Annotated in this window: 16 protein-coding genes; 3 read left to right on the top strand and 13 right to left on the bottom strand. The window is 40.4% G+C overall.

Annotated features, from left to right (window positions below; translation table 11 throughout):
- Positions 1-49: 49 nt before the first annotated feature.
- The 5 genes from JZO85_RS05945 to rhaB form a co-directional block, all read right to left on the bottom strand.
- Entirely contained in the window at positions 50-2,605 is a 2,556-nt protein-coding gene (locus JZO85_RS05945; protein ID WP_207107584.1) for a cation-translocating P-type ATPase, read from the bottom strand.
- A gap of 239 nt (positions 2,606-2,844) precedes the next feature.
- The gene (gene fucO, locus JZO85_RS05940) at positions 2,845-3,999 is read right to left on the bottom strand and encodes a lactaldehyde reductase (protein WP_242550236.1); all 1,155 of its coding nucleotides are present in this window, start codon (positions 3,997-3,999) and stop codon (positions 2,845-2,847) included.
- A gap of 57 nt (positions 4,000-4,056) precedes the next feature.
- A complete protein-coding gene (gene rhaD, locus JZO85_RS05935) occupies positions 4,057-4,881 on the bottom strand; it encodes a rhamnulose-1-phosphate aldolase (protein ID WP_207107583.1) in 825 nt (274 codons plus the stop codon).
- Between the two features lie 10 nt (positions 4,882-4,891).
- Positions 4,892-6,145 (bottom strand): L-rhamnose isomerase, encoded by a 1,254-nt coding sequence (gene rhaA, locus JZO85_RS05930; RefSeq protein ID WP_207107582.1) that lies wholly within the window; start codon positions 6,143-6,145, stop codon positions 4,892-4,894.
- Positions 6,138-7,607 carry a rhamnulokinase gene (gene rhaB / locus JZO85_RS05925; protein WP_207107581.1) on the bottom strand — a complete coding sequence of 490 codons (1,470 nt, stop codon included), beginning with the start codon at positions 7,605-7,607 and terminating at the stop codon, positions 6,138-6,140. Before rhaB ends, rhaA begins: the two co-directional genes overlap by 8 nt.
- Before the next feature lie 161 nt (positions 7,608-7,768).
- Here rhaB and JZO85_RS05920 point away from each other — a divergent pair, with 161 nt between their 5' ends.
- A complete protein-coding gene (locus JZO85_RS05920) occupies positions 7,769-8,662 on the top strand; it encodes an AraC family transcriptional regulator (RefSeq protein WP_207107580.1) in 894 nt (297 codons plus the stop codon).
- A gap of 68 nt (positions 8,663-8,730) precedes the next feature.
- Here JZO85_RS05920 and JZO85_RS05915 read toward each other — a convergent pair whose 3' ends face one another.
- A complete protein-coding gene (locus tag JZO85_RS05915) occupies positions 8,731-9,579 on the bottom strand; it encodes an AraC family transcriptional regulator (protein WP_207107579.1) in 849 nt (282 codons plus the stop codon).
- Between the two features lie 121 nt (positions 9,580-9,700).
- On the opposite strand from JZO85_RS05915, the gene JZO85_RS05910 reads away from it, so the two are divergent.
- Complete coding sequence (locus tag JZO85_RS05910) at positions 9,701-10,591, top strand: DMT family transporter (RefSeq protein WP_207107578.1); 891 nt, start codon at positions 9,701-9,703, stop codon at positions 10,589-10,591.
- A 149-nt stretch (positions 10,592-10,740) separates the two neighbouring features.
- On the opposite strand, the gene JZO85_RS05905 is transcribed toward JZO85_RS05910, so the two are convergent.
- From JZO85_RS05905 to JZO85_RS23285, 3 genes are all read right to left on the bottom strand, one after another.
- On the bottom strand, positions 10,741-13,329 hold the full coding sequence (locus tag JZO85_RS05905; protein WP_207107577.1) for a family 78 glycoside hydrolase catalytic domain: 2,589 nt from the start codon (positions 13,327-13,329) through the stop codon (positions 10,741-10,743).
- Positions 13,330-13,365: 36 nt separating this feature from the next.
- Positions 13,366-14,667, bottom strand: coding sequence for a PTS sugar transporter subunit IIC (locus JZO85_RS05900; protein ID WP_207107576.1), 1,302 nt, complete (start codon positions 14,665-14,667; stop codon positions 13,366-13,368).
- Between the two features lie 140 nt (positions 14,668-14,807).
- The gene (locus JZO85_RS23285) at positions 14,808-14,930 is read right to left on the bottom strand and encodes a hypothetical protein (protein ID WP_277988929.1); all 123 of its coding nucleotides are present in this window, start codon (positions 14,928-14,930) and stop codon (positions 14,808-14,810) included.
- Between the two features lie 69 nt (positions 14,931-14,999).
- On the opposite strand from JZO85_RS23285, the gene JZO85_RS05895 reads away from it, so the two are divergent.
- On the top strand, positions 15,000-16,034 hold the full coding sequence (locus tag JZO85_RS05895; RefSeq protein WP_207107575.1) for an AraC family transcriptional regulator: 1,035 nt from the start codon (positions 15,000-15,002) through the stop codon (positions 16,032-16,034).
- A 104-nt stretch (positions 16,035-16,138) separates the two neighbouring features.
- On the opposite strand, the gene JZO85_RS05890 is transcribed toward JZO85_RS05895, so the two are convergent.
- The 4 genes from JZO85_RS05890 to JZO85_RS05875 form a co-directional block, all read right to left on the bottom strand.
- The gene (locus JZO85_RS05890) at positions 16,139-17,356 is read right to left on the bottom strand and encodes an MFS transporter (protein ID WP_207107574.1); all 1,218 of its coding nucleotides are present in this window, start codon (positions 17,354-17,356) and stop codon (positions 16,139-16,141) included.
- Between the two features lie 381 nt (positions 17,357-17,737).
- The gene (locus JZO85_RS05885) at positions 17,738-18,589 is read right to left on the bottom strand and encodes a PRD domain-containing protein (protein ID WP_207107573.1); all 852 of its coding nucleotides are present in this window, start codon (positions 18,587-18,589) and stop codon (positions 17,738-17,740) included.
- A gap of 11 nt (positions 18,590-18,600) precedes the next feature.
- Positions 18,601-20,055, bottom strand: coding sequence for a glycoside hydrolase family 1 protein (locus JZO85_RS05880; protein WP_207107572.1), 1,455 nt, complete (start codon positions 20,053-20,055; stop codon positions 18,601-18,603).
- Positions 20,042-21,886 (bottom strand): beta-glucoside-specific PTS transporter subunit IIABC, encoded by a 1,845-nt coding sequence (locus JZO85_RS05875; RefSeq protein WP_207107571.1) that lies wholly within the window; start codon positions 21,884-21,886, stop codon positions 20,042-20,044. Before JZO85_RS05875 ends, JZO85_RS05880 begins: the two co-directional genes overlap by 14 nt.
- Positions 21,887-22,173 lie beyond the last annotated feature (287 nt).

Raw genomic sequence — 22,173 nt, 5'->3', positions numbered from 1 at the left:
TATAAAAATCCCTTATACTTTGAAAAGCCTGTTCAGGTCTTATGCTGACCTAAAATAAGTTGAGCTTTTTCTTCACTTCGATATAGATTAACGGAATCATTGACACGGCAAAAACAAAGAGCCACTGATAAAGATGTAGCACAGCCAAGCCCAATATGCCGGCAGTTTGTGGAATGATTGTTAGTAATACAATCGTTACTGCACCTAAAAGTGTCGTCATCACCAGCAGCTTATTTCCAGTTAGCCCTACTTTGAAAATGGACTCAGTGCTTCTACAGTTATACATGTGTACAATTGTAGATAATCCTAAGACAATAAACGTCATTGTATCAGATATCTCTGTACTTGGTCGAATCCCCTGAATAGCGAATGTACGACTGACGTAGATAGTCCCTAGCGTCAAAATAGTGAAAACAATTGAAATCTCCACTATTTTCCTTAACAATCCATTGTCAAAAATACTTGATTCCCGACTAACAGGCATCCGAAGCATAGTCTCTTTTTCCGCAGGTTCCACTGATAAACTGAAACCAGGAATCCCATCTGCAACAACTTTAATGAGTAGTAATTGGATTGCAGTAACAGGAGCTCCCAAGCCTAGCACCAACGAGATTAAGACAATCGTCAACGCGGAAATATTACAGCCCAGCATGGCATAAAGAGATTTTCGAATATTGGCATAAACTCGTCTTCCTTCTTTTACTGCCTCAATGATCGTCGCAAAATTGTCATCCAACAATACCATATCAGAGGCTTCTTTTGCTACTTCCGTTCCCCCGCCCATCGCTATTCCAACGTCTGCTGCCTTTAGTGCCGGTGCGTCATTCACTCCATCCCCCGTCATCGCTACTGTCTCGCCATTTTCCTGTAATGCCTTAACAATTCGAATTTTGTCCTCTGGAGTGGTTCTTGCAAAAACGCGATAGTCATGAATAATCGCGGATAACTCTTTATCAGACAATTTTCCTAGCTCAAACCCTGTCATCGCCTTTGTGCCCGGTTCTAAAATCCCTACATTTTCAGCTATTCTCTTCGCTGTCAGCAAATGATCACCAGTAATCATGATTGGACGAATACCGGCTTTTTTCGCAGTTTCAACTGCTTGATAGCTTTCTTTGCGGGCAGGATCAATAATACCAATGAAGCCTTGAAAATGTAAATCTTTTTCTAAAAACTCACTTGTTACATGTTTAGGAAAAGAAGAATATTCTTTTACAGCTACACCTAAAACACGATAAGCTTGGCTAGCTAGGTCGTCATGGATTTTCTGATAGTCACTATGCGGCGCAGCGATCGGCAAGCGATCATAGGCACCCTTAGTAACTGAAAAATAGGTATCGTCCTTTTTATAGAAAACAGTCATTATTTTTCTTTTTGAATCAAAGGGAATTTCTTCAATCCGATCATACTGCGCTAATTTCTGTTGTAAGTTCCTTTTACCAAAATGTTTCTCTGCAGCTTTTTTGATTGCAAGTTCAGTCGGATTTCCGTGCTCTCCTTGTTCTTCAGAGAGATTACTCGCTAAATAGAAATTCAACAGCAACTCAGATTTAGTTTGCGGTTTTTCATTGCTCAACACTGACTCGATCTTTTCGACTGTCATTTTATTTTCTGTGATCGTTCCCGTCTTATCCGAACAAATTACCGAAACATTTCCAATCGTTTCTACAGCTGCCGGCGTTCGGACAATTGTCTTTTTTTTCGCCATATTTCTGATACCAAAGGATAAAGAAATGGTTACTACTACCGGCAGCACTTCAGGGATCGCCGCTACCGCCATCGAAATAGCCGTCATGATGGAGACTTCGATCGAGTAACCGCGAATGATCCCAATCACAATCGCTAAAAACGCCGCACCGATAGCAACTCCGCCTAACCCTTTTCCCAACTTCTGCATTCTTACCTGCAGCGGTGCTTGCATTGGCGCTTCTTCAGTCAACAAACCAGATATTTTTCCTATTTCTGTGTGCAGCCCTGTTTGTTCAACGACTGCTTCGGCATGCCCACTGACCACTAATGATCCTGAAAATACTTTATTCTTCAAATCTCCAATCGAATCCTCCGGCATAGACTGATAACCTTCGTCTTTTTCACTGGGCTCACTCTCACCTGTTAAAAAGGATTCATCGATCAACAGATTCTTGCTTTTAATGAGTTTTGCATCGGCAGAAACCCGATCCCCTAATTCCAGTAACAGTCGATCCCCAGGCACGACTTCGGTACTATTTATCATTTTCAATTGACCATCCCGGAACACTTTCGTTTCAGGAATACTAAAACCTTTCAGTTCCTCCATTGATTTTTCGGCTTTTTTCTGTTGCCGAATAGATAAAAATATATTCAATATCACGATTCCAAAAATGACGAGCGGTTCAGAAAAATTATCTGGATGGTTTTTCCAAGCGACATAACTAGAAAGAATAGTTGCAATCAGTAGGATGATTATGGTGATATCTTTCAATGACAACAGCAAGTACTCAATAAAGCGCTTCTTCTTACGCTGTTCAATCGTATTTTCCCCATACTTTTCTAAACGCTCCTCTGCTTCCAACTGTGTGAGTCCTTTGTTCAACTTATTTTCTCCTTCTATCCATTTCTTTTGCATGCCTGATCCCTCCTAAACAAAAAAAGTCAGTCAAACTAACCATTAGAGCCTACGGTTAGTTTGGCTGACTTTTTATCATACTATTCCGGCGAACAGTATTTTAGTCTAATATTTAAATCTCCCTTATCATTTCACATCGCTAAAAATAAATCAAGCTTTACCTATAAAAATCGTTAAACGTTTACTTGGCCTTAAATCTCAAACACATAATCAAAAAGCTTATCTTTTGATCAAAACGGCTACATCAAGCTTTGATACAGCTCAATGATTTCTGAAACACTCGCATCCCGCGGATTTCCCGGTGTACAAACGTCCTTGAAGGCGTCTTCGGCAATTTTGGCAATATCTTCAGACTTAACACCTAATTCAGAAATAGTCGCTGGAATTCCGACATCCTTGCTTAGCTGATCGATTGCAGTACAAGCAGCTGCTCTTGCTTCTTCAATACTCATCGTATCGATGCCGTCTATTTGTAATGCTTTCCCAATTTCGCGATATTTTTCTCCTGTAAAATCCTTATTGAACTTCATCACTGTAGGTAACAGCGCAGCACATGCAATACCATGAGGAATGTTATACCAAGCACTCAACGGATGCGCCATGCCGTGTACAAGGCCCAAACCGACATTAGAAAAGCCCATTCCTGCAATATATTGGCCCAATGCCATTTCTTCTCGCGCCGCTTGCTGCTCATTCACCGAATCTCTTAATGAGCGGCCAATGATTTCGATGGCTTTAAGATGCAGCATATCAGTCAATTCCCATGCACCCTTTGTAATAAATCCTTCAATGGCATGCGTCATGGCATCCATTCCTGTGGAAGCGGCTAAAGTCTTCGGCATTCCCATCATCATATCGCTATCGATGAAGGCCACAAGCGGGATATCATTAGGGTCCACACAAACAAACTTGCGATGGCTCTTTTCATCGGTGATAACATAATTGATCGTAACCTCTGCAGCGGTTCCCGAAGTAGTTGGAATTGCTAGGATTGGCAAGGATGGATTTTGAGTTGCCGCCGTTCCCTCCAAGCTCAACACATCTGAAAATTCTGGATTGGTTAAAATGATGCCGATGGCTTTTGCCGTATCGATCGGTGAACCGCCGCCGATGGCAATGATCGCCTCTGCATTTGAGTCCTTCACAAATGCCACCCCATCCTTCACGTTTTGCACGGTTGGGTTCGGGACGATTCCATCATAAATCGTATAAGAAATAGTTGCTTCGTCCAATAAGTCTGTGACTTTTGCGGCAACCTTAAAATCAATTAACCCTTTATCAGTAACAACGACCACCTTTTTATAGCAGCGCTTTTTAATTTCCGGCACAATATTCGTAATCGCCCCTTTTCCAAAATACGATGTTTCGTTCAAAATCATTCGATTCACTGTCATTTTTCTTCCTCCATTCAATCTGGTTAGGTGAGTAGGAAATCCCCTCACCTTCAGCGCTTAGGCTTCTAAGTATCCTTCACGCGGTGTCACGCCAAAACGATCTGCTAATAAGCGTAAGTTCTCATCACTGATTGTTTGTTTGATTCCGCCTTGGGCACACACATAGGTATAAACCTCTGCGGCTTTTTCTGCCGTTTCAATCAGCCCGAAGACCTCATCCATATCTTTTCCAGCGCCATAGATGCCATGCTGCGGCCATAAAACTAAGCGGGTCTCCTTCATTTTCGCTGCTGTTGCTTCACCGATTTCCGTCGTTCCGGGAACAAGCCAAGGAAGAATGGACACACCCTCTGGGAAAACCACCAAGCACTCTGTACACATTTTCCATAATGTCCTAGTGAAGGCTTTTTCCTCTAAATCATGGGTAAAGCTCATCGCTAACAAATGCGTCGCGTGATTATGCATAATGATGCGATTGTCAGGATCAACGGTTAAACGTGCCATATGACTCATGAAATGACTAGGCAGCTCACTTGTCGGCACCGCCCCGTTTTCTAAGCCCCAAAGCAGCTGCAGCGTATTTCCGTCTTCCTTTACTCGAATAATTCCTAAGTTTTCCGCCGGATTGACTTGAACATTTTTGAAATACTTTCCTGAACCAGTGACAATAAAATATTTTCCAGCTAATGACGCTGCATCAAAAATCATTGGTATCTCTCGAAGAACTTCAGCAGGATCTAAGAAAGGCAGGATTTCATTTTCCTCCAGCAGATAGCTAATATTTCCTCCATTGCGTTCATCCCAACCCAAACGATATAAATTGGTGGTGACTTCAATCATTTCTTGTACATAATTCGCGTTCAATATATTATTTTTCTTCATGATCTTTCTCCTACTTTCTTGAACTTAAAACAGCTTTTTCATATTGCTTAACCTCAGTCAACCAATCTAAGCCAACCGGCACATCATTGATCTCACAGAAATAATTCCACACATCCGCAAACGGAAAATCTTTTAGCTCTTCAATCATTGCTAAGCGGCTGGTATAGTCTCCAGACAATTCGATTTGCTTAAGTGATTCGACCGGCTCAAGCATCGCCTTCAAAAGTGCTTTTTGAGTATTCCGAGTACCGATCACCCATGCGGCTACTCGATTGATCGTCGCATCAAAGAAATCTAAGCCGATATGTGTTTTCTTAAGTAAATCGTTGCGAACCAGTTCACGGCCAATCTCCTGCAGCTCATCGTCCATAATCACTACATGATCACTATCCCAGCGAACCGGACGACTGACATGCAGCAAAATTCCCTCACTAAACAGCCCCAAAGCGGACAGCTTATTGGAAATCACTTCTGTCGGATGAAAATGGCCGGCATCTAGACAAATCAGCTTGTCGCGAGTTAGACCATAGCCCATATAAAAATCGTGCGAGCCAACGGTATACGCCTCAGCTCCTAACCCAAATAATTTACTTTCCACCGCATCAACGGTATATTGGCTTTCAAGTTTTTCAGCAAAAACCTCATCCAAAGCCTCCATCAACCGTTCTCTTGGCGTGTAGCGATCAATCGGATTGTCTTTGAAGCCGTCAGGTACCCAGAAATTATTCACACATACTTGGCCGGTTTCTTTCCCAAAATACTCTGCGATTCTGCGCGATCGTTTGCCATGCTCAATCCAGAAATCGCGGACTTCCATATCGGGTGAAGCTAAAGTAAAGCCGTCCTTAAACATTGGATGAGAGAAAAAGGTTGGATTAAAATCTAAGCCTAACCCCTGTTCCTTCGCCCAAGCGACCCATCTTGCAAAATGCTTCGGCTCTAATTCATTCAGATCCACCTTTTCATCCGTATCCAAATAGATCGCATGTAAATTTAGCTTATGCTTGCCTGGAATCAGGGAGTACGCTTTCTCCAGGTCCGAACGAAGCTCATCTGGCGTACGCGCCGCACCCGGATAGTTGCCGGTAACAGAAATCCCGCCCGAAAGCTCCTCATCACTTAAAAATCCTTTGACATCATCGCCTTGCCAAACATGCATGGAGATTTTTACCTCCTGCAGCTGCTTCAACACAGCATCCGTATCCACGTCAATTTTTTTATACGCTTCTTTAGCCGCTTGATACCTCTCCGTTACTTTACTCATTTTCCATTGCTCCTTCTGCTATAAATTTTTGGTACTGCTCTAATACTTTCCGATCAAACGCCTGTGGTAAATGCTTACTGAAAGCAAATGATTTTAAAATGCAGTTACGTCCCTCTTCTATCGAAGCAAACTCTTTTGCGGCCACCATTTGCATGAGTATGTTGCCAATCGCCGTAGCCTCACTTGGTCCGGCACTGATTTCAATTTGCGTGGCATCGGCTGTAAGCTGGTTGAGAAACTTATTATTGGAGCCGCCGCCAACAATATGCAGCGTGTTGATTTTTTCATTCGTTCCAGTCATTCGTTCTAACTTCTCTAATTCACTCGCATAGCAAAGCGCTAAATTGTCATAAATACAGCGAGCGATCGCCCCCGGCGTTTCGGGAACTAGTTGTCCCGTCGCTTTACAATAATTCTGGATAGCGGCAATCATATTTTCAGGATTTAGGAAGCTGTGATGATTGACATCAATAAATTGTTGGAAAGGCGGTTCCTTTGCTGCAAGTTCAGCAAGCTCAGGATAGCTGTATTCATATTTCTGCATACGAGCCGTTTCTTGAATCAGCCACATCCCCATGATATTTTTTAAAAAGCGAATGGTATTATGGGCTCCCCACTCATTTGTATAATTCTCACTAAAGGCCTCTCGACTAACATTCGCAACCGTTGTTTCAATTCCCAAAAGCGACCAGGTACCGCTAGAAATGTATCCCCAATCGCTTCCTTGACCCGGTGTCCCCAGAATGGCCGAAGCCGTATCGTGACTCGCAACTGAAACAAAGGTCGCAGCTGGCAAATCAAAATCTACGAATTTCTCCTTCAAAAGCGAGCCTAAAATCGTCCCCGCATCGACTAACGGCGGCAACTGCTCCTTTTTTATCCCGACTAGCTTTAACAGCTCCTCATCCCAAGACTCGCTTCCAGGATTTAACAGCTGCATGGTTGAGGCATTGGTCTTCTCCATCACCCCTCGACCTGTAAAAACATAGCCAAGATAATCTGGGATCAATAACAATTTATCTGCCGCTTCCAGCAGCTCTTTCTTTTCAACAAGCAGCTGAAAAATCGTATTAAAGGACTGAATTTGAATCCCCGTCTTTTCATACAATTTTTCCAAGCTCATCACTCGCTGAAAATCCTCGACTGCATCTTTCGTCCGATTATCACGATAAGCGATAGGTTCGCCCAAAAGCCCACCCGTCTTATCTACAAGGCAATAATCCACTGCCCACGTGTCGATCCCAACAAAACAGTGGCTGGTGCCGTTTCTTTTTACCTTTTCTAAACCAATGAGTATCTCTTGGATCAAATAATGAATATCCCACCGCTGAAATCCTTCCAGCAGCCTAAATTCATTTTTAAAACGATGAACCTCGTGAAGCGTCAGCTGGCCGTCAATTAATTCACTTTCCATCAATCGGCCGCTGGAGGCGCCAATATCAATAGCAATGTATTTCTTCATTTTCTACTCCTTTCACTTTATTGATCACACTTAAAAAGAGGTGCTTCTTTTCATTCAAACCTGATCTCAAACTTATAATGCTATTCTACAATTTGATGTAAGCTTTTACATTACACGATTTTGATGTATACTTGCACTATCTTGGTGAAAGGAGTCAAAAAATGACTTATTGGGAAAATGCAAACCATTCATGGACATCAGACTCAACCAGATTTATCCTTACTCCAAAACAAAGAACCCGTGAATTGTTTTATTTCGTTCAAGAAATCGGCTATTTCAAAGCGCATCAGCCTTATTTCACTGAACGAGAAAACCTTCCTTCATATCTTATGAAATTCACCTTGTCTGGTGCCGGAGAGCTGCATTATCAGGATGCGGTCTATTCATTGAAGGCCGGCGATATTTTTTTGATCGACTGCAAAAAGTATCAGTATTACAAAACAACCAGCAAAGAGCCTTGGGAGATGGACTGGATTCATTTTTCTGGCGGAAACTCAGACAGCTTCTATCAGGAATTTATTAAAAACGGCTCTCCTGTGTTTCATACCGACAGCGAAAATGTTCGAACCAACCAAGTTCACCTAATCGTGGACAAACTATTGCAGCTGCAAAAGGACCCAAATGCGAAAACAGATTTTGAATCATCGATTTTGGTCCACGAATTATTGAATGAGTTGATCCTACAAAAATATCAAATGGACTTTTCTGACAGTGAAATCCCTGTCTATCTTTATGCTGTGAAAAATTATATTGATGAGAATTTTCGGCGCGGAGTGACCTTAGAGGAGCTGGAGAGGCAATTTCATATCAATAAATATCAAATTGTCAAAGACTTTTCAAAATACATGGGACAGCCGCCGGTAGATTATCAAATCAGCTGTAAAATATCCTACGCTAAAGATTTATTACGCTATTCCAATCTTTCTATTAAGGAAGTCTCTATGGAAATAGGGATTGATAATTTTGCTTATTTTAGTCGGTTATTTAAAACGAAAACCGATATTTCACCTAGCAAATACCGTAAAACCGATAGTCATGCGAAACAAAATGAATAGAAAAAAATAGACTGGACTATCAAGTGATAATCCAGTCTATTTTTGGGCATTGCCAAAAACACTCTATTCTAAACCTCAACCCGGTGAAATTTTTTCCGATAGTTCGTTGGACTGCTGTTGAATCGCTTGTTAAATTTGGCGATAAAATAGCTTAAATTATTGAAGCCTACCGCAAAGCATATTTCTGATACACTGCTGTCCGTGTTTAGCAGCAGTTCTTTGGACTTTAACAAGCGGTAATCAATCGTATAATTCATCGGAGATTGATTCGTATATTCTTTGAACAGATGGGTGCACTTATTCTTATTGATAGGAATAACCTGGGCAATCTCAGCAACCGTAATATTCCGATGATAATTTTGATGAACATAGTCAAGCAGGCGATAAATAGAATGATCCTCTTTCTTCGCCTGTGAGGCTGGGTATTTTTCAATGTCATTCAAGCAGCTGAGGATTAGTTCATAGATTTTCAAAAAATTATAAGAGCTGCTCCTGTTGGCCTCCACGATTTCACCTAGAATCGCTTGTTGTGAAATAGTCAGCGTTAACAGAGCACATTCAAAACAGCTGTTACTCTCGATCTCCTTGATACTCGACTGATAGAGCGCTTCGTTGATAAAGCGAGGCGAAAAATCAATGCAGATATATTCCGCAGCGTCTGTTAGAGGAACCGCATGGTGCAGCCGCCGCGAGTTTATTAAAATCCCCTTGCCCTCATCTACTGAATAATCGCTTTTTTCAACAGAAAGTTTTAGGCTTCCCGTAAGGACCAACGTTAACTGAAATTCTTCGTGCCAATGCCACACTAGCTCATCATTCCGTGATTTTCTCAAGGTTCTATGATAGATACCGATTGGAAAGTTGCCAGATTGGTGCACAGTCTGCTCCTGTTCGAATTCATTAATCTCAAAGTACAACAATTGTCCCTCCTTTACACAATAATGATACTATTTGTATTTATTATGATAGTAAAAGTCCATAATAAAGCTTTATAATACATTATCACAACAACATTCGAGAAATCAAAAGGAGATCGCTATGCATTCAAATGAAAAGAAAACAGGAATCATTTTCGCAGGACTTGCTGCGACATTATGGGCGGTTTCAGGTATTTCAGGAGAGATTCTTTTTAATCATTTCGGTTTTTCTGCAGAATGGCTGGTTTCTGTCAGAATGTTTGTCGCTGGCGTTCTTTTACTACTTGCCTCAAAGCTTACTGGCCCGCACTCTATTTTTTCGCCATTCAAACAAAGGAGAGATTTTTTAGCGATTCTTGTCTTCTCCATACTAGGTATGTACGCTGTTCAATATACGTACTTCAAAACGATCGAGTTAAGCAGTGCCTCCTTTGCGACGATCATTCAATACACCGGACCCTTTTTTATCATTATTTATGAAGCCATTAGAGCGAAGACTCTGCCTAACAGGAAAACTTTATTTCTAATGCTGCTTACCCTTACCGGCGTCTTCCTCATCGTTTCAAATGGAGATATCTCTCAATTAACAATCACACCTATCTCCTTGCTTTGGGGTATCGGTTCGGCGATTTCTTTAGCATTTTATTCTGTCCAACCGCGGAATATCCTAAAACAATATGGCAGCTTGCTGGTTGTAGGCTGGGGCATGCTGATTGGGAGCATTCCAGCGAACCTGATCCAGCCATTTTGGCAAACTGCTGGAACTCTTTCGTTCGGATCACTTATACATGTCTCGACCGTTATCATACTGGGAACTGCGGTTTCCTATTTCATTTACCTGTCTAGCTTAAAGTATATCTCTTCATCATTAGCCAGTATTTTAACTGCTTTTGAGCCAATCTTTGCGACGTTTCTGTCCATACCGATTTTCCATACTACCTTGACTTTGGCGACAGCACTTGGCTTTTTCATCGTTTTAGGAACGATTCTCCTTCTGCAGAAGGTTCTTTAAAGTTAAGTCTGCCTATTTTGTATTAAATAGAAAGCCAAACGCCCAAATTATGATCGATTATGATCGTAATTTGAGCGTTCGCTTTCATTTTGTTAAGTATTTTTCAAAAAGACTTTAAAGTCTGCTGCATTGACTATGCTTCTTGATCATTACTTCCTTGTCATTTTCAGCAGAAGTTCTTGATGCTCCTCCCTCTCTTGCACGTGCTCCTCTATTTGCCAATCTTCAGAAGAAAAGCTCATTTCATACGAAATGTTTTTAGGCAATACTATTTCCCCTATTATCATTTCCTCCACCTTCTTCCACTGAAGTTGGATTTTCCCATATGGCGTTTTGAAGCTGCCAGTTACTTTTTCAACCGGCAGTTCAGTTTGCGGTCGAATAACCACTTTTTTGAAGATCCCTTCTGGAAAGCTGATTCCTAAAAATTGCTTGACCATCCAAGCGGAGTAGGAAGAAAACATCGCATGGTTTAGTGACCCATTATAGGTAGATTGCTGGTCCTGAAGTGGAAAATGTTCACTTAAAGTGCCCGTTTCAGCAAACATCGAATGGTAACTCAGAGGCTCTAAACTAGTCAGCCAGCTGAATAAAATTTCTTTGTACCCAAACCTTTGAAGCTGATCGTATACCCAAGACATCCCAAATATCCCTGCTGAAATAATACCGCCAGTTCTTTCGATCAGCTGAGCCAATTGTTCAGCCAGGTCGCTTTGCTTTTTACGATCAAGCAGCTTTGCTTTGATGGCAAAAATATAGCTTGATTGAGTTCCCTCTCCAAAACATCCTTCTTCTGGTCGATAATAGGTTGTGAGAATCGTTTGATTTACTTCCGCGATTTTTTTTACGAGCTGTTGAACGAGTGCATCTTCAGACAGTTGCTCCATCACCGCCAAATACTCTTGAAGAATGATGCTGTAGCTGCAAGCCGAACAAAATTCCTGATCTGGCGAAGTAATCACAAGGCCATCCCTTTTCTCATCAATTGATCCCCAATCTCCCAAGCTGCACATTTTTACATAATCAAAATCAAAACTGAGGAGATAGCGGATATGCTTGATCAAGCTGGAAGTAAATTGACGAACAAACTGCGTTTCATCATAAAATTCTATCAATTTGTTTGCGATGGTCGGTAACACCAGCTGCCAGTCAATCGCCCCTGCTTTATTACTAGGCCCATTGGTCATAATGCCGACAAAAGGAGCGGTTGCTGGAATCCCGCCCTCTATTGTCTGGTCATTAATGAAATCTATCAGCACTTTTTTTAATAAGTTTGAGCCATCGATCGAGTAGAGATGAGAGTCAATTAAAGCGACAATATCCCCTCCATATCCAAAGCGTTCCCTAGTACAGTCTTCAAAATAGGAATGAATATTATTTAATCGCGTTTGCAGCCCCACACGCCATAGATTATTAAGGATCGGTGACGAGGAATCAAACTCAGTAATCGCCTCGACATTCGTATGAACTCTGAAAGCTGACAAGTCCTGAATCACCTCTTCAAAAACAATCGGCTCGTTAAAAATGAGTTCAACATATCTAAATGAATGATAGGTATATTGATTAGAAAAGTGAAAGTCTGCCTGCTTGTTTTTTTCAAGCGTATCACTTTGGATGATCCGCTGATTGGGTGTAATCCCCAATTCGTGATCAGTAATGCCATACGCACCGCTGATCGTACTTGAAAAATCCAACGTTTTCTCATTAGACAGTTCTTCCGAATAATTCATGATGATCTTGCCAGTGAACTTCTTAGAAACGATAAAATCAATTTGACCAGAAATAATTTCGCCAAAATCAACGATGACCTTATCTCCTAAGCAAGTAGTTCTTTTAGGTAGGCACTTCTCTACTCTTTGTATTTTAGGAATGCTGCTTGGTGTAAGAACACCGGAAGGTCCCGGAATTTTTACCGTTTTATCGTTTTTCTTCCTGATTTGGTCCGTAACCTTTTCTCCAACAAACAGATTGTTCATTAGAATATTTCCCTCTGAACTTCGCCAAGAGCCGTCTGTTGAAAGCTGCCAGCGTTTTCCTTCGATTTCTTCAAGTTCAACACTCGCGATTAAGCAAGGCTTGCCAATAGAAAGCTGCTTACGCACATTATATTTCCCTAAAATATTGATTGGAGCTGGATTGTACCACCCATTCCCCAGCTCAACAGCGACCAGATTTTCTCCTATTGTAAGAAAATCTGAAATCTCATAGGTATCATAATAGACCACCTTGTCGTAATTAGTAACGTCATTATTTAGATAATCATTTCCTACTCGCTCCCCATTGATAAACAAGGTATAGTAGCCCAAACCGCAAAGATCGATCCAAGCATTTTTTATCTGGGAATCAAGCTGCAGGGTTTTCGACAAAATGATAGTAGGATTGTCTCTAAAGTACGTAGCCTCTTTTGCGATCGGATGGTCTAAGCGCGTAATCCACTCAGCTTTTTTGATTCCTTGACTGATTGTTGTAAACCGACTAGAAAAATTTCTCTTTGTCTTCTCTCTAGAACGCAAGCTTAATTGAACAAAAAATACTTGATGAGCTTCTGTTGACGGACTCAGTTTAATCGTTGCTTTCCTAACACTTGTCTGCTTTTCTTCTTGAAATAGCAGCGTGCCGCTTTCATCTGTTACTTGTATTGAATAGCTAGCCTGCTCAAAAGCTTCATCTAGCCAGCTGATTATTATTGGTAAATCAGTTGAAACCGAACAAGGCTCAACCATTCCGTTTATCAACACACTAATAGGTACCCCTCCCTTCAAAAGCTTCTTACGTTAGCCCAAATCAGCAATTTTTTCAGATTCATAAATTTGTTTATCCGCCGCTTTCACAAATGGCAGCCATAATAATGTTACTAAAACTAACAGTACGATTTGCAATAGAGAACCTCTGATACTACCTGTGACAAAGTATCCGCTAAATATTATTGGCGTGGTCCATGGTAATTGGGCCAATCCTGTAGGCAGCGGAACGATTCCTGTCGCAAATGCAACATAGGATACGATTGTAGAGATCGTATTTCCTAATAGAAAAGGAATGATGTAGCTGAAATTCAGCATCAAAGGAATACCGAACAAAGTCGGTTCGCCAATATTAAATAAATACGGAACAAAAGCGATCTTTCCTACTTCTCGATACTGTCTGCTTTTTGCCACAATTAGAATCGCAATGATCGCTCCAACAAGACCAATGGAAGCAAAATGATTTCTAAAGCTCATACTAATAATATTTCCAGGAATGTCGCCAGCAAGTGAAGCTACTTTATTTTGATCCTCTAAAACCTGATGGATCGGATCCATTACAGCTGCGATTATTGAAGCACCATGTAAACCGAAGAACCATAAGAATTGTTCAAAAAGCTTAACAACAATCATGCCTCCTAATGAACCACCCAGTAGTGTTAATGGCACACCTAAAACGGTATTGATCAAACTTAACGCATCGTTTTTCAAACCGATTTCTAAAATTAGGCGAATAACAAAAAAGAACAAGACAACAATAAATGATGGAATGACGGATTCAAATGGCCCCGCTACTGCTGGCGGAACGGAAGCAGGCATCTTGATCTTGATATCCTTGTCCGCTATCAATTTATACAGTTTTACACTAATGATGCAGACAACAATCGAAAGGAACATTGATTGCGCACCGATTCGAGAGATATCTAACATGGGGCCACTCTCCGTTTCGGTCAAAGGAGTCAGCAATAAAAAAGAAACGAGTGCAGTTAAAATGTTTTGTGTATTGTTAACATTTAGCTTCTCTGCTAAAGACTTAGATAAAGAAATTACGACAATTAGTCCACCAATAGCAAGTGTCGCATTGTTTACATACAATAGTTTATTTTGCCATACACTGGCATCTGCGACTCCCAGCATCTTCGTAATAAAATTGGTTACAGCATCAATCGGGAAAAAAGCAATAATCAAAAATATAGATGCAATAAATGTAAAAGGCATATAAGCCAACATGGCATCTCTAACTGCTTGAATGTATAGATTTCCATTTACCTTCGCCGAGAACGGTCCCAGCTTTTCTTGTATTCTATCCCCTAAAGGCTTTTTTTCACTATTCATCTTGTCACGTCTCCTTGTCTGTTTTATAGTGACTATAAACGATGTCCGGACCACCCTTTATGATATCGCTATCATGATCATCATATATGAATAACCATCTTAAGTTAATATCTGATTTTGACTATAATACTGACGGAAATTTACTTTTCAACCAATTTTCTCTTTCGAAGAACTAACAGCACTTGGATGGCAATCATTTCAGGAAATTGCTTGTTTGAACTGCCTGTCCTGCTTCTTTTTTCTAGCAAGGCTGCTATTGACACTGCCGATCTCCTAAGACTAACATAGGTCCTAGACTGTTGGGGATTGACTATTTTTACTGGAGGTAACGTATGGATAAAAGCGAAATTCGTAAACGACTGGTGACTTATACAGAAACCGAATTGGAACTACTAAGCCCTTCCCATAAGACCACCTCAATGAACTATGATGATTTTAGTTTCTTTACCTTGGAGGATGGACAAAAGGTTTATCAGTACACGTTTGATAAGCATTTGGAGAGTGCGCTAAAAAAAGGGCTGGCCTATACCAACTTTTTAGAAAGCAGCCAAGTCATTATCCTAAAGCATGCCCGGCATTCTTATACACCTTTTCATATGCATGATTTTATCGAAATGAGCTATGTATACTCCGGAAATGTCGAAATGATCATCAATAATGAGAAAGTCCAGCTAAAAAAGGGAGCATTTTGTTTACTTGATACAGATGTTGTCCATCGAATAATGGAGACCTCTGAAGAGGATATTTTAATCAATCTGTTGATGAAAAAAGAGTATTTTTCTTCCCGTATGCTCAGCCGCCTCGCTTCAAATAGCATGATTTCTCAATTTGCGGTCGATGCTCTCTCAGAAACACAAAAACACGATCAGTTCATTGTTTTTGAAGCACTAAACAATGAATTTATACTAGACGCTATTGAAGGTCTGCTTTCACATTATTTCGATCCCAGCAGCGATTCGCATGAAATCATCGATGCCTATATGATCATTATTTTTTCAGAATTACTGCGCTCTTTCCAAAAAAAGAAAGCTCAGGAATCCAAAAGAGCCAACGAGTTTTATATTGGTGATATTTTAGATTATATGAAAAAAAACTATATGGATTGCACGCTAAAAAAAGTAGCGGAGCTCTTTGGTTACAATCCTAGCTATCTTAGCCGCTTGATCCATAAGCATGTGGGAAAATCCTTTATTTCAATTATTCAAGATATTAAGCTGAACCATGCCAGCTTACTTTTGAAAAATTCCAATCTTCCAATCGAACAGATTATCCAGCAAGTTGGCTATAAGAATTTGAGCTTCTTCTACAAAATGTTTTATGAAAGATATGCTCTTTCACCTAGTGAATATCGCAATTCAAAGAGTTGAAGTCTTCAAAAAATGAATGTTCTCTTAGCCTGCTGAAACACAATTACAGCAAAAAGAACTAGGCTAGTCGATTTACGACTAACCTAGTTCTTTTCATTCCTCGCTTATTTCCTTTTCCGCAACGCTTGAACTAGCCCAAGGCTCACAAGAAGCAGTCCGCAGGCAATTACCAACCACTGAATTTTTACCACATCGGCAAGCGGTCCAAAAATTGCCGTACCAAGCGGCATAAATCCACTGTAGATCGTTCCCAGCAGACCAAAAATACGTCCTTGCTTTTCTTCTGGCACATGTTCTTGAATCATCGTTGTAGTTGACGACTGAACGATGGGAATAAAGAAGCTCATCGAGAACATCAGCAGCGCGAACAGCCAAAAATTGTACGTAAATCCCAGGACTAATGACAGGACTCCAAAGCCAAGTAATCCGAAGATAAAAGTGCTTATTCTCTCTTTAAAGCCACCCCAAGTACCTAGAACAATACCTCCCAATACCATACCGGCAAATCCCGCCATTTCATTTATCGTCAGCAGCATATAACTATCACCAAAGGTTCGTTTTAGCATTAGCACTGTTAAAAAACTGGATGGAACGCTTAAAAAGATAAATGCTCCATAGGTAAGCAGCAAGCGTTTAACCACTTTATCACCGACAGCATAGCTCAACCCAGACTTCATGTCTGCAAAGAAGGTGCTTGAATGTTCGGATTCCTGCTTTCTTGTATTTGCGATCGATACGAAACATAAGAGGGTGATACCGATAATCGCCGTGACTACATCAAGCAGCAATACCCAGTAAAATCGCCCGAGGGATAAAACAGCTCCTGCTGCTGCCGGAGCAGCAAATTGTACAATGGCCATCATACTGCCGTTAATTCCATTGTACCGAATCAGCTGCTCCTCCGGTACGATTTGCGGAATCACTGCGCTCACTGCCGGTGTCTGAATTCCTGCTCCAATTGATCGAAGTGCCGATACGACAACCAAGAGCGGAAGGATCGTTGCCGTTTCTCCAGCTATGAACACCAGCGCTAGGAAAAGGGTCACCGCAGCAATCCCTGCATCCGCAAGCAAGATCAGTCTCTTTCTCGGATAACGATCCGCCCACACGCCTCCGAAAAAGGAAATAATCATTTGCGGGAGTGTAGAACTCAATGTAAGGACGGTCATCCACAGCCCTGAAGAGGTCTCTAATGCCACCTGCCAGATGATCGCCATTTGAACAACAGACGATCCGAACAATGTAATCGCTTGACTGATGATAAACATCACGGTCCTGCGACGCCATATTTGCGGCTGATCTTGAACTTCTTTTGCTTCCATCAAATCCCCTCACTTTCTTGTCACCAAAAAAGTGTACTAGAAAAAAGCCAAGTGGTGGCTTAGTGGAGGGTTGGTTGCTCCTCTGTTTTTTCTCTGTCATTCTTAAAATTGAATGACGCAAAGCTATTTTTTGTTTGACTTATATTCAAACTACTAGAAATACAAAGCGTTTTTATAGGATTATACAATTACTAGTTGAAGATGGGGTTAGAATCTCCAATTAAACATCTGACTTATTTGATATGGATTATTTTAAAGGTTCAGACTTGATCACTACTCATAGATTAAGCTACTATTCTATTATTCATGTTTGAGGTGTACAGAAAAAATTGCCTTTTTCTGTACACCTCATAAATGAGCTTCTAATTACGTATTCTTTGGCTAGTTTCCTTCCAATTTTTTATTAGTCATTAATCGATTAATATGAATCGTCAAATAGGCAACTTCTTCCTTTGTGATTTTATTGCTATTTACAATTTCTACATAATCTTTCACGTTATAGGCTACAGTTAACGCTTTAGGGTAAAGAAGCGCAACTTGTTCAAAAAGTCCTGTATCATTTTCCGTAATCATTTTTCCTTCAAAATAGCGTTCTACAAAGAACTTCAGATGTGTTATAAACCGTTGATAATGAACATCTTCACGCTCAAAATCCGTTTTAAGTTCATACTTAACAATATCTGAGATTCCACCAACTAGCTTTGCGTAATCCATCCCTTTGCTAGTAGACGTATCCACATTTTGAGCATTGATAATATGGAAAGCGATATTCGCCGCCTCTTCTGGTGGCAGAACTTGTCCTAATTCCTTTTTTACCAGTTTTAACGCAAATTCTCCCACTGAAAATTCTTTTGGATAATAGTTTTTAATTTCCCAGTACACTCGATTAAGAATGTTCAACCCATTTTTGTACCTTTCAACAGAGAAATTCAAATGATCGCTTAGAGTAAAGAAAACACTGGTATTCAAACGTGTATCCAATAATTCTTCGGCTCTCTTGATAATTTGTTGCGTAATATCAAAATAGACTGCTGGAATCGAGTCAAACAACCGCAGATACTCTTGAATTTGTCGATTATCCACGGGAATGAACACCCGATTCACATCCTCATCATCGACCGTTTGCCCAATCTTTCGACTGTATCCAATTCCCTTCCCAAAAAAGACATACTCCTGCTGCTCATCATCTGCTGCTAAGATAGTATTAGGATTTAGTATTTTTCTGATAATCATTCTGCATTCTCCTAATCTAGAATATCACCATTATTCTCAATTACCTTTTTATACCAGAAAAAGGAGTCTTTTTTGATTCGCTGCAAAGTCCCTTCTCCTAGATCATCTTGATCAACATAAATATAGCCATACCGCTTACTCATTTGTGAAGTCGACACACTGATCAAATCGATCGGTGCCCAGCTAGTGTAACCAAATAAGTTAACCCCTGCTTCGACCGCTTCTAGGATTTCCTTGATGTGCTGTCTCAAATAATTGATACGGTAGCTATCATGTATTTCCCCATCGGGTGTAAGTTCGTCCTTAGCACCCATCCCATTTTCTACAATGATTAACGGCACATTGTAACGATCTTGAAGCTCAAGAAGAGAAATCTTCAAACCAACAGGATCAACCTGCCAGCCCCATTCAGTTGAAGGAAGGTAAGGATTTTTCACGCCCATAATCGTATTACCGGATGTTTGCTCTAAAGATGAATCTGATGATTCTGTCCGAGACATATAGTAGCTAAATGCTAAATAATCTGCTGTATACTCTTTTAATAGTTTATCATCTTCATCGGCCTTCGTGATGGTGATTCCTTTGTTTTTTAGCTGTTGTTTGTACAATGTTGGGTACTCGCCGAAAATTTGAATATCTGCGTGCGCATAGTTATTCAAGTTACTTTCTAGTGAAAGTAGGACATCCTCTGGTCTACAGGTATTTGGATAGGTCGTTAGTTTTGTCAACATACAGCCCATTTGGCTGCCGGGAATCAGTTCATGACAAAGCTTCGTTGCGATTGCCGCGGCTACATATTGATGATGAAGTGCTTGATAGATCGCATCCTCTAAGGAATAATCAATACACTTGTCTTCGACGATTCCAGCAGTTGTAAATGGATGGCGCCCCACACTATCGATTTCATTAAACGTCAACCAATAGGTCACGTACTCTCCGAATTCTTTAAAACAAACTTCTGCGTAGTTAACAAAAAGATCAACTAATTTACGATCTACCCAGCCATTATATTTTTCAGACAACGCTAATGGCATTTCGTAATGGGATAAAGTGACAATCGGTTCGATCTTATATTTTTTTAATTCTCTAAATACATTTTTGTAAAACTCAATCCCTGCAGCATTTGCTTCTTTTTCTTCCCCTGTCGGAAATAATCGTGTCCAAGCGATCGAAATTCTTAAAGATTTGAATCCCATCTCTGCAAAAAGTTGAATATCCTCTTTATATCTATGATAGAAGTCAATCCCTCTGCGCTTAGGATACCACATGATTTCTGAATCAGTTCGTGCTTGTTGGATCATTTCACTTGTTACGGTATTATGTGCTTTATAATCTTTTACATCAACATTGGGCTTGAAAGTTGCCACATCCGCAACGGACATGCCTTTATTGTCTTCATTCCAAGCACCCTCCACTTGATTTGCAGCAATTGCACCGCCCCATAAAAAATCTTTACGCAATGGCATTTTCTTTCTTCCCTTCAACAATAAATATTTTTTCTTCTTTCGTCACTTGCTCTTCTGAAGCTATATTTAGTTTGACACTCTTTGGTTCAGTAATTACGATCATTGTTGTTGGATCGAATCCGGCTTGTTGGATCTCCATTAGATCAAATTTGATCAATAGGTCACCTTGGCTAACCTTCTGTCCTTCTGAAACAAAGCTTTCGAAAAATTTCCCATCTAAATTCACCGTGTCCAAGCCAATGTGAAAGAGAATCTCAATTCCATCCTCTGTTTCCATTCCTAACGCATGCTTCGTATTATAAATCATTTTAATCGTTCCATCGATTGGCGCATATAATTCACCTTTTGTAGGGACAATAGCGACACCATCGCCCAACATTTTACTAGCAAATACATCATCCTTTACTTTTGATAAAGGGATTACTTGACCTTCAACCGGTGCATTAAAGACCACTTCATTTTGTTTTGTGTTCTCATTTGCTCCATCCGCAATCGGTTCTTTCCATGAAACTAGAACTGCCACAAATGAAGCTACAAAGGAAACAACCAGACCGATAACAGCATACATCAGGTTATTAGGGAGTGTTTCTGAAATAAACATCGATAGACTAGCAATCCCAGGTCCAACAGCAACATACGCTTCAACACTCAAAAGACCTAAAGTCGCACCACCAATCAAGCTACCAAACATCACGCCATACAATACACGTTTGTGTAAGATGGTTACGCCGTATAAAGCGGGTTCAGTGATTCCAAAAAGAGCAGAAATTCCAGCAGAAACTGCTGTGGCTTTTAATCCTTTATCTTTTGAACGAATCGTTACTGCAAAACATGCGCCTGCTTCTGCGATGTTGTGTGCTAGAGAGGCTGCATTGTAAATAAGTTCTTTTCCCGTCTCACCCAAAGAAGTGATCACATATGGAATCATTGCTTTATGCATCCCCGTTACAACCATGAATGGCAAGAATGCTGCTAGCAACGCGACTGCAATCCAACCAAATCGAGCAAAAATCGTCATAATTACGCTTGCAAAACCTTGACCAAACGTGAATCCAATAGGACCAAGTACTAATAATGTTAACGGAACAACGACTAGCAAGGACATCATAGGAACAAAGAAGCTTCTAATTACCTTAGGGCTGATTTTTGTAAAGAATTTCTCTAAAAATGAATAACTAATCACACACAAGATTGCTGGGAAAACTTGGTAAGCATAATTAATGTTTTGAATTGATAGACCAGCCAGTGTTGTTCCTTCTGTGATTAACGCTGTCAAACCAGGAATCAGAAGACCTCCAACAGCTGACACTGCGACTAAACTATTTACCTTCAACTTGTTTGCTGTTGTGATTGCGACTAATAGTGGTAGAAAATACAGTGGTGCATCGCCCACAAAAGTCAAAATTTGATAAGTTGATGTTGTCTTATCTAGTATCCCTACTAAGTTCAACAACATTAATAGTGACTTCAAAACTCCTCCGCCGGCGATTGCAGGAATTAGCGGTTGGAAAACGCTAATGACAAAATCTAAGGCAACCGCTCGCCAGCTTTGTTTTTTCTTAGGTCCATCACCTTTATCCATCTGAACTCCTGAAAGCAGCTTTTCAACTTCGCGATAGACTTCAATTACTGCTCCCCCGATAATTACTTGTGTCTGTGCCGTTTGTGTGAGTCCTAGGACACCTGGAATTTTTTTAATCTCTTCTTCATTGACTTTACTATCATCAACTAATGTAAATCTTAGCCGTGTTGAACAATGCTCTAAATGTGAGACATTGCCCGCTCCACCAATATTTCTCAAAATCTCTTTTGCTACGTTCTTCTCTTCCATTTTTTTCGCCTCCATTTTTTTCAACAAAAAAACCGAATCGAATCATTCCCCCAAAGAGAATGACTCAACTCGGTTATGCCTACTATTACGTAGTAACACGCCTAATATTCCGTTGGCCAAAGTATATAACAGAATTAAGAAAGCGTCAACATTTATTTTAGGTAAAACAAAGACTATTAAAAAACTCAGAGCAGACGCCATTTTATTAAGTAATTGACATTTTTTCACCAACTAATAAATAGTATTGATCTTATAAGTAGAAAGAATCATTCAGAAAAATACTCAAG

It is taken from the genome of Candidatus Enterococcus murrayae (genome assembly GCF_017315985.1).
Classification (GTDB): domain Bacteria; phylum Bacillota; class Bacilli; order Lactobacillales; family Enterococcaceae; genus Enterococcus_A; species Enterococcus_A murrayae.
This window is presented reverse-complemented; position numbering and strand designations above follow the sequence as displayed.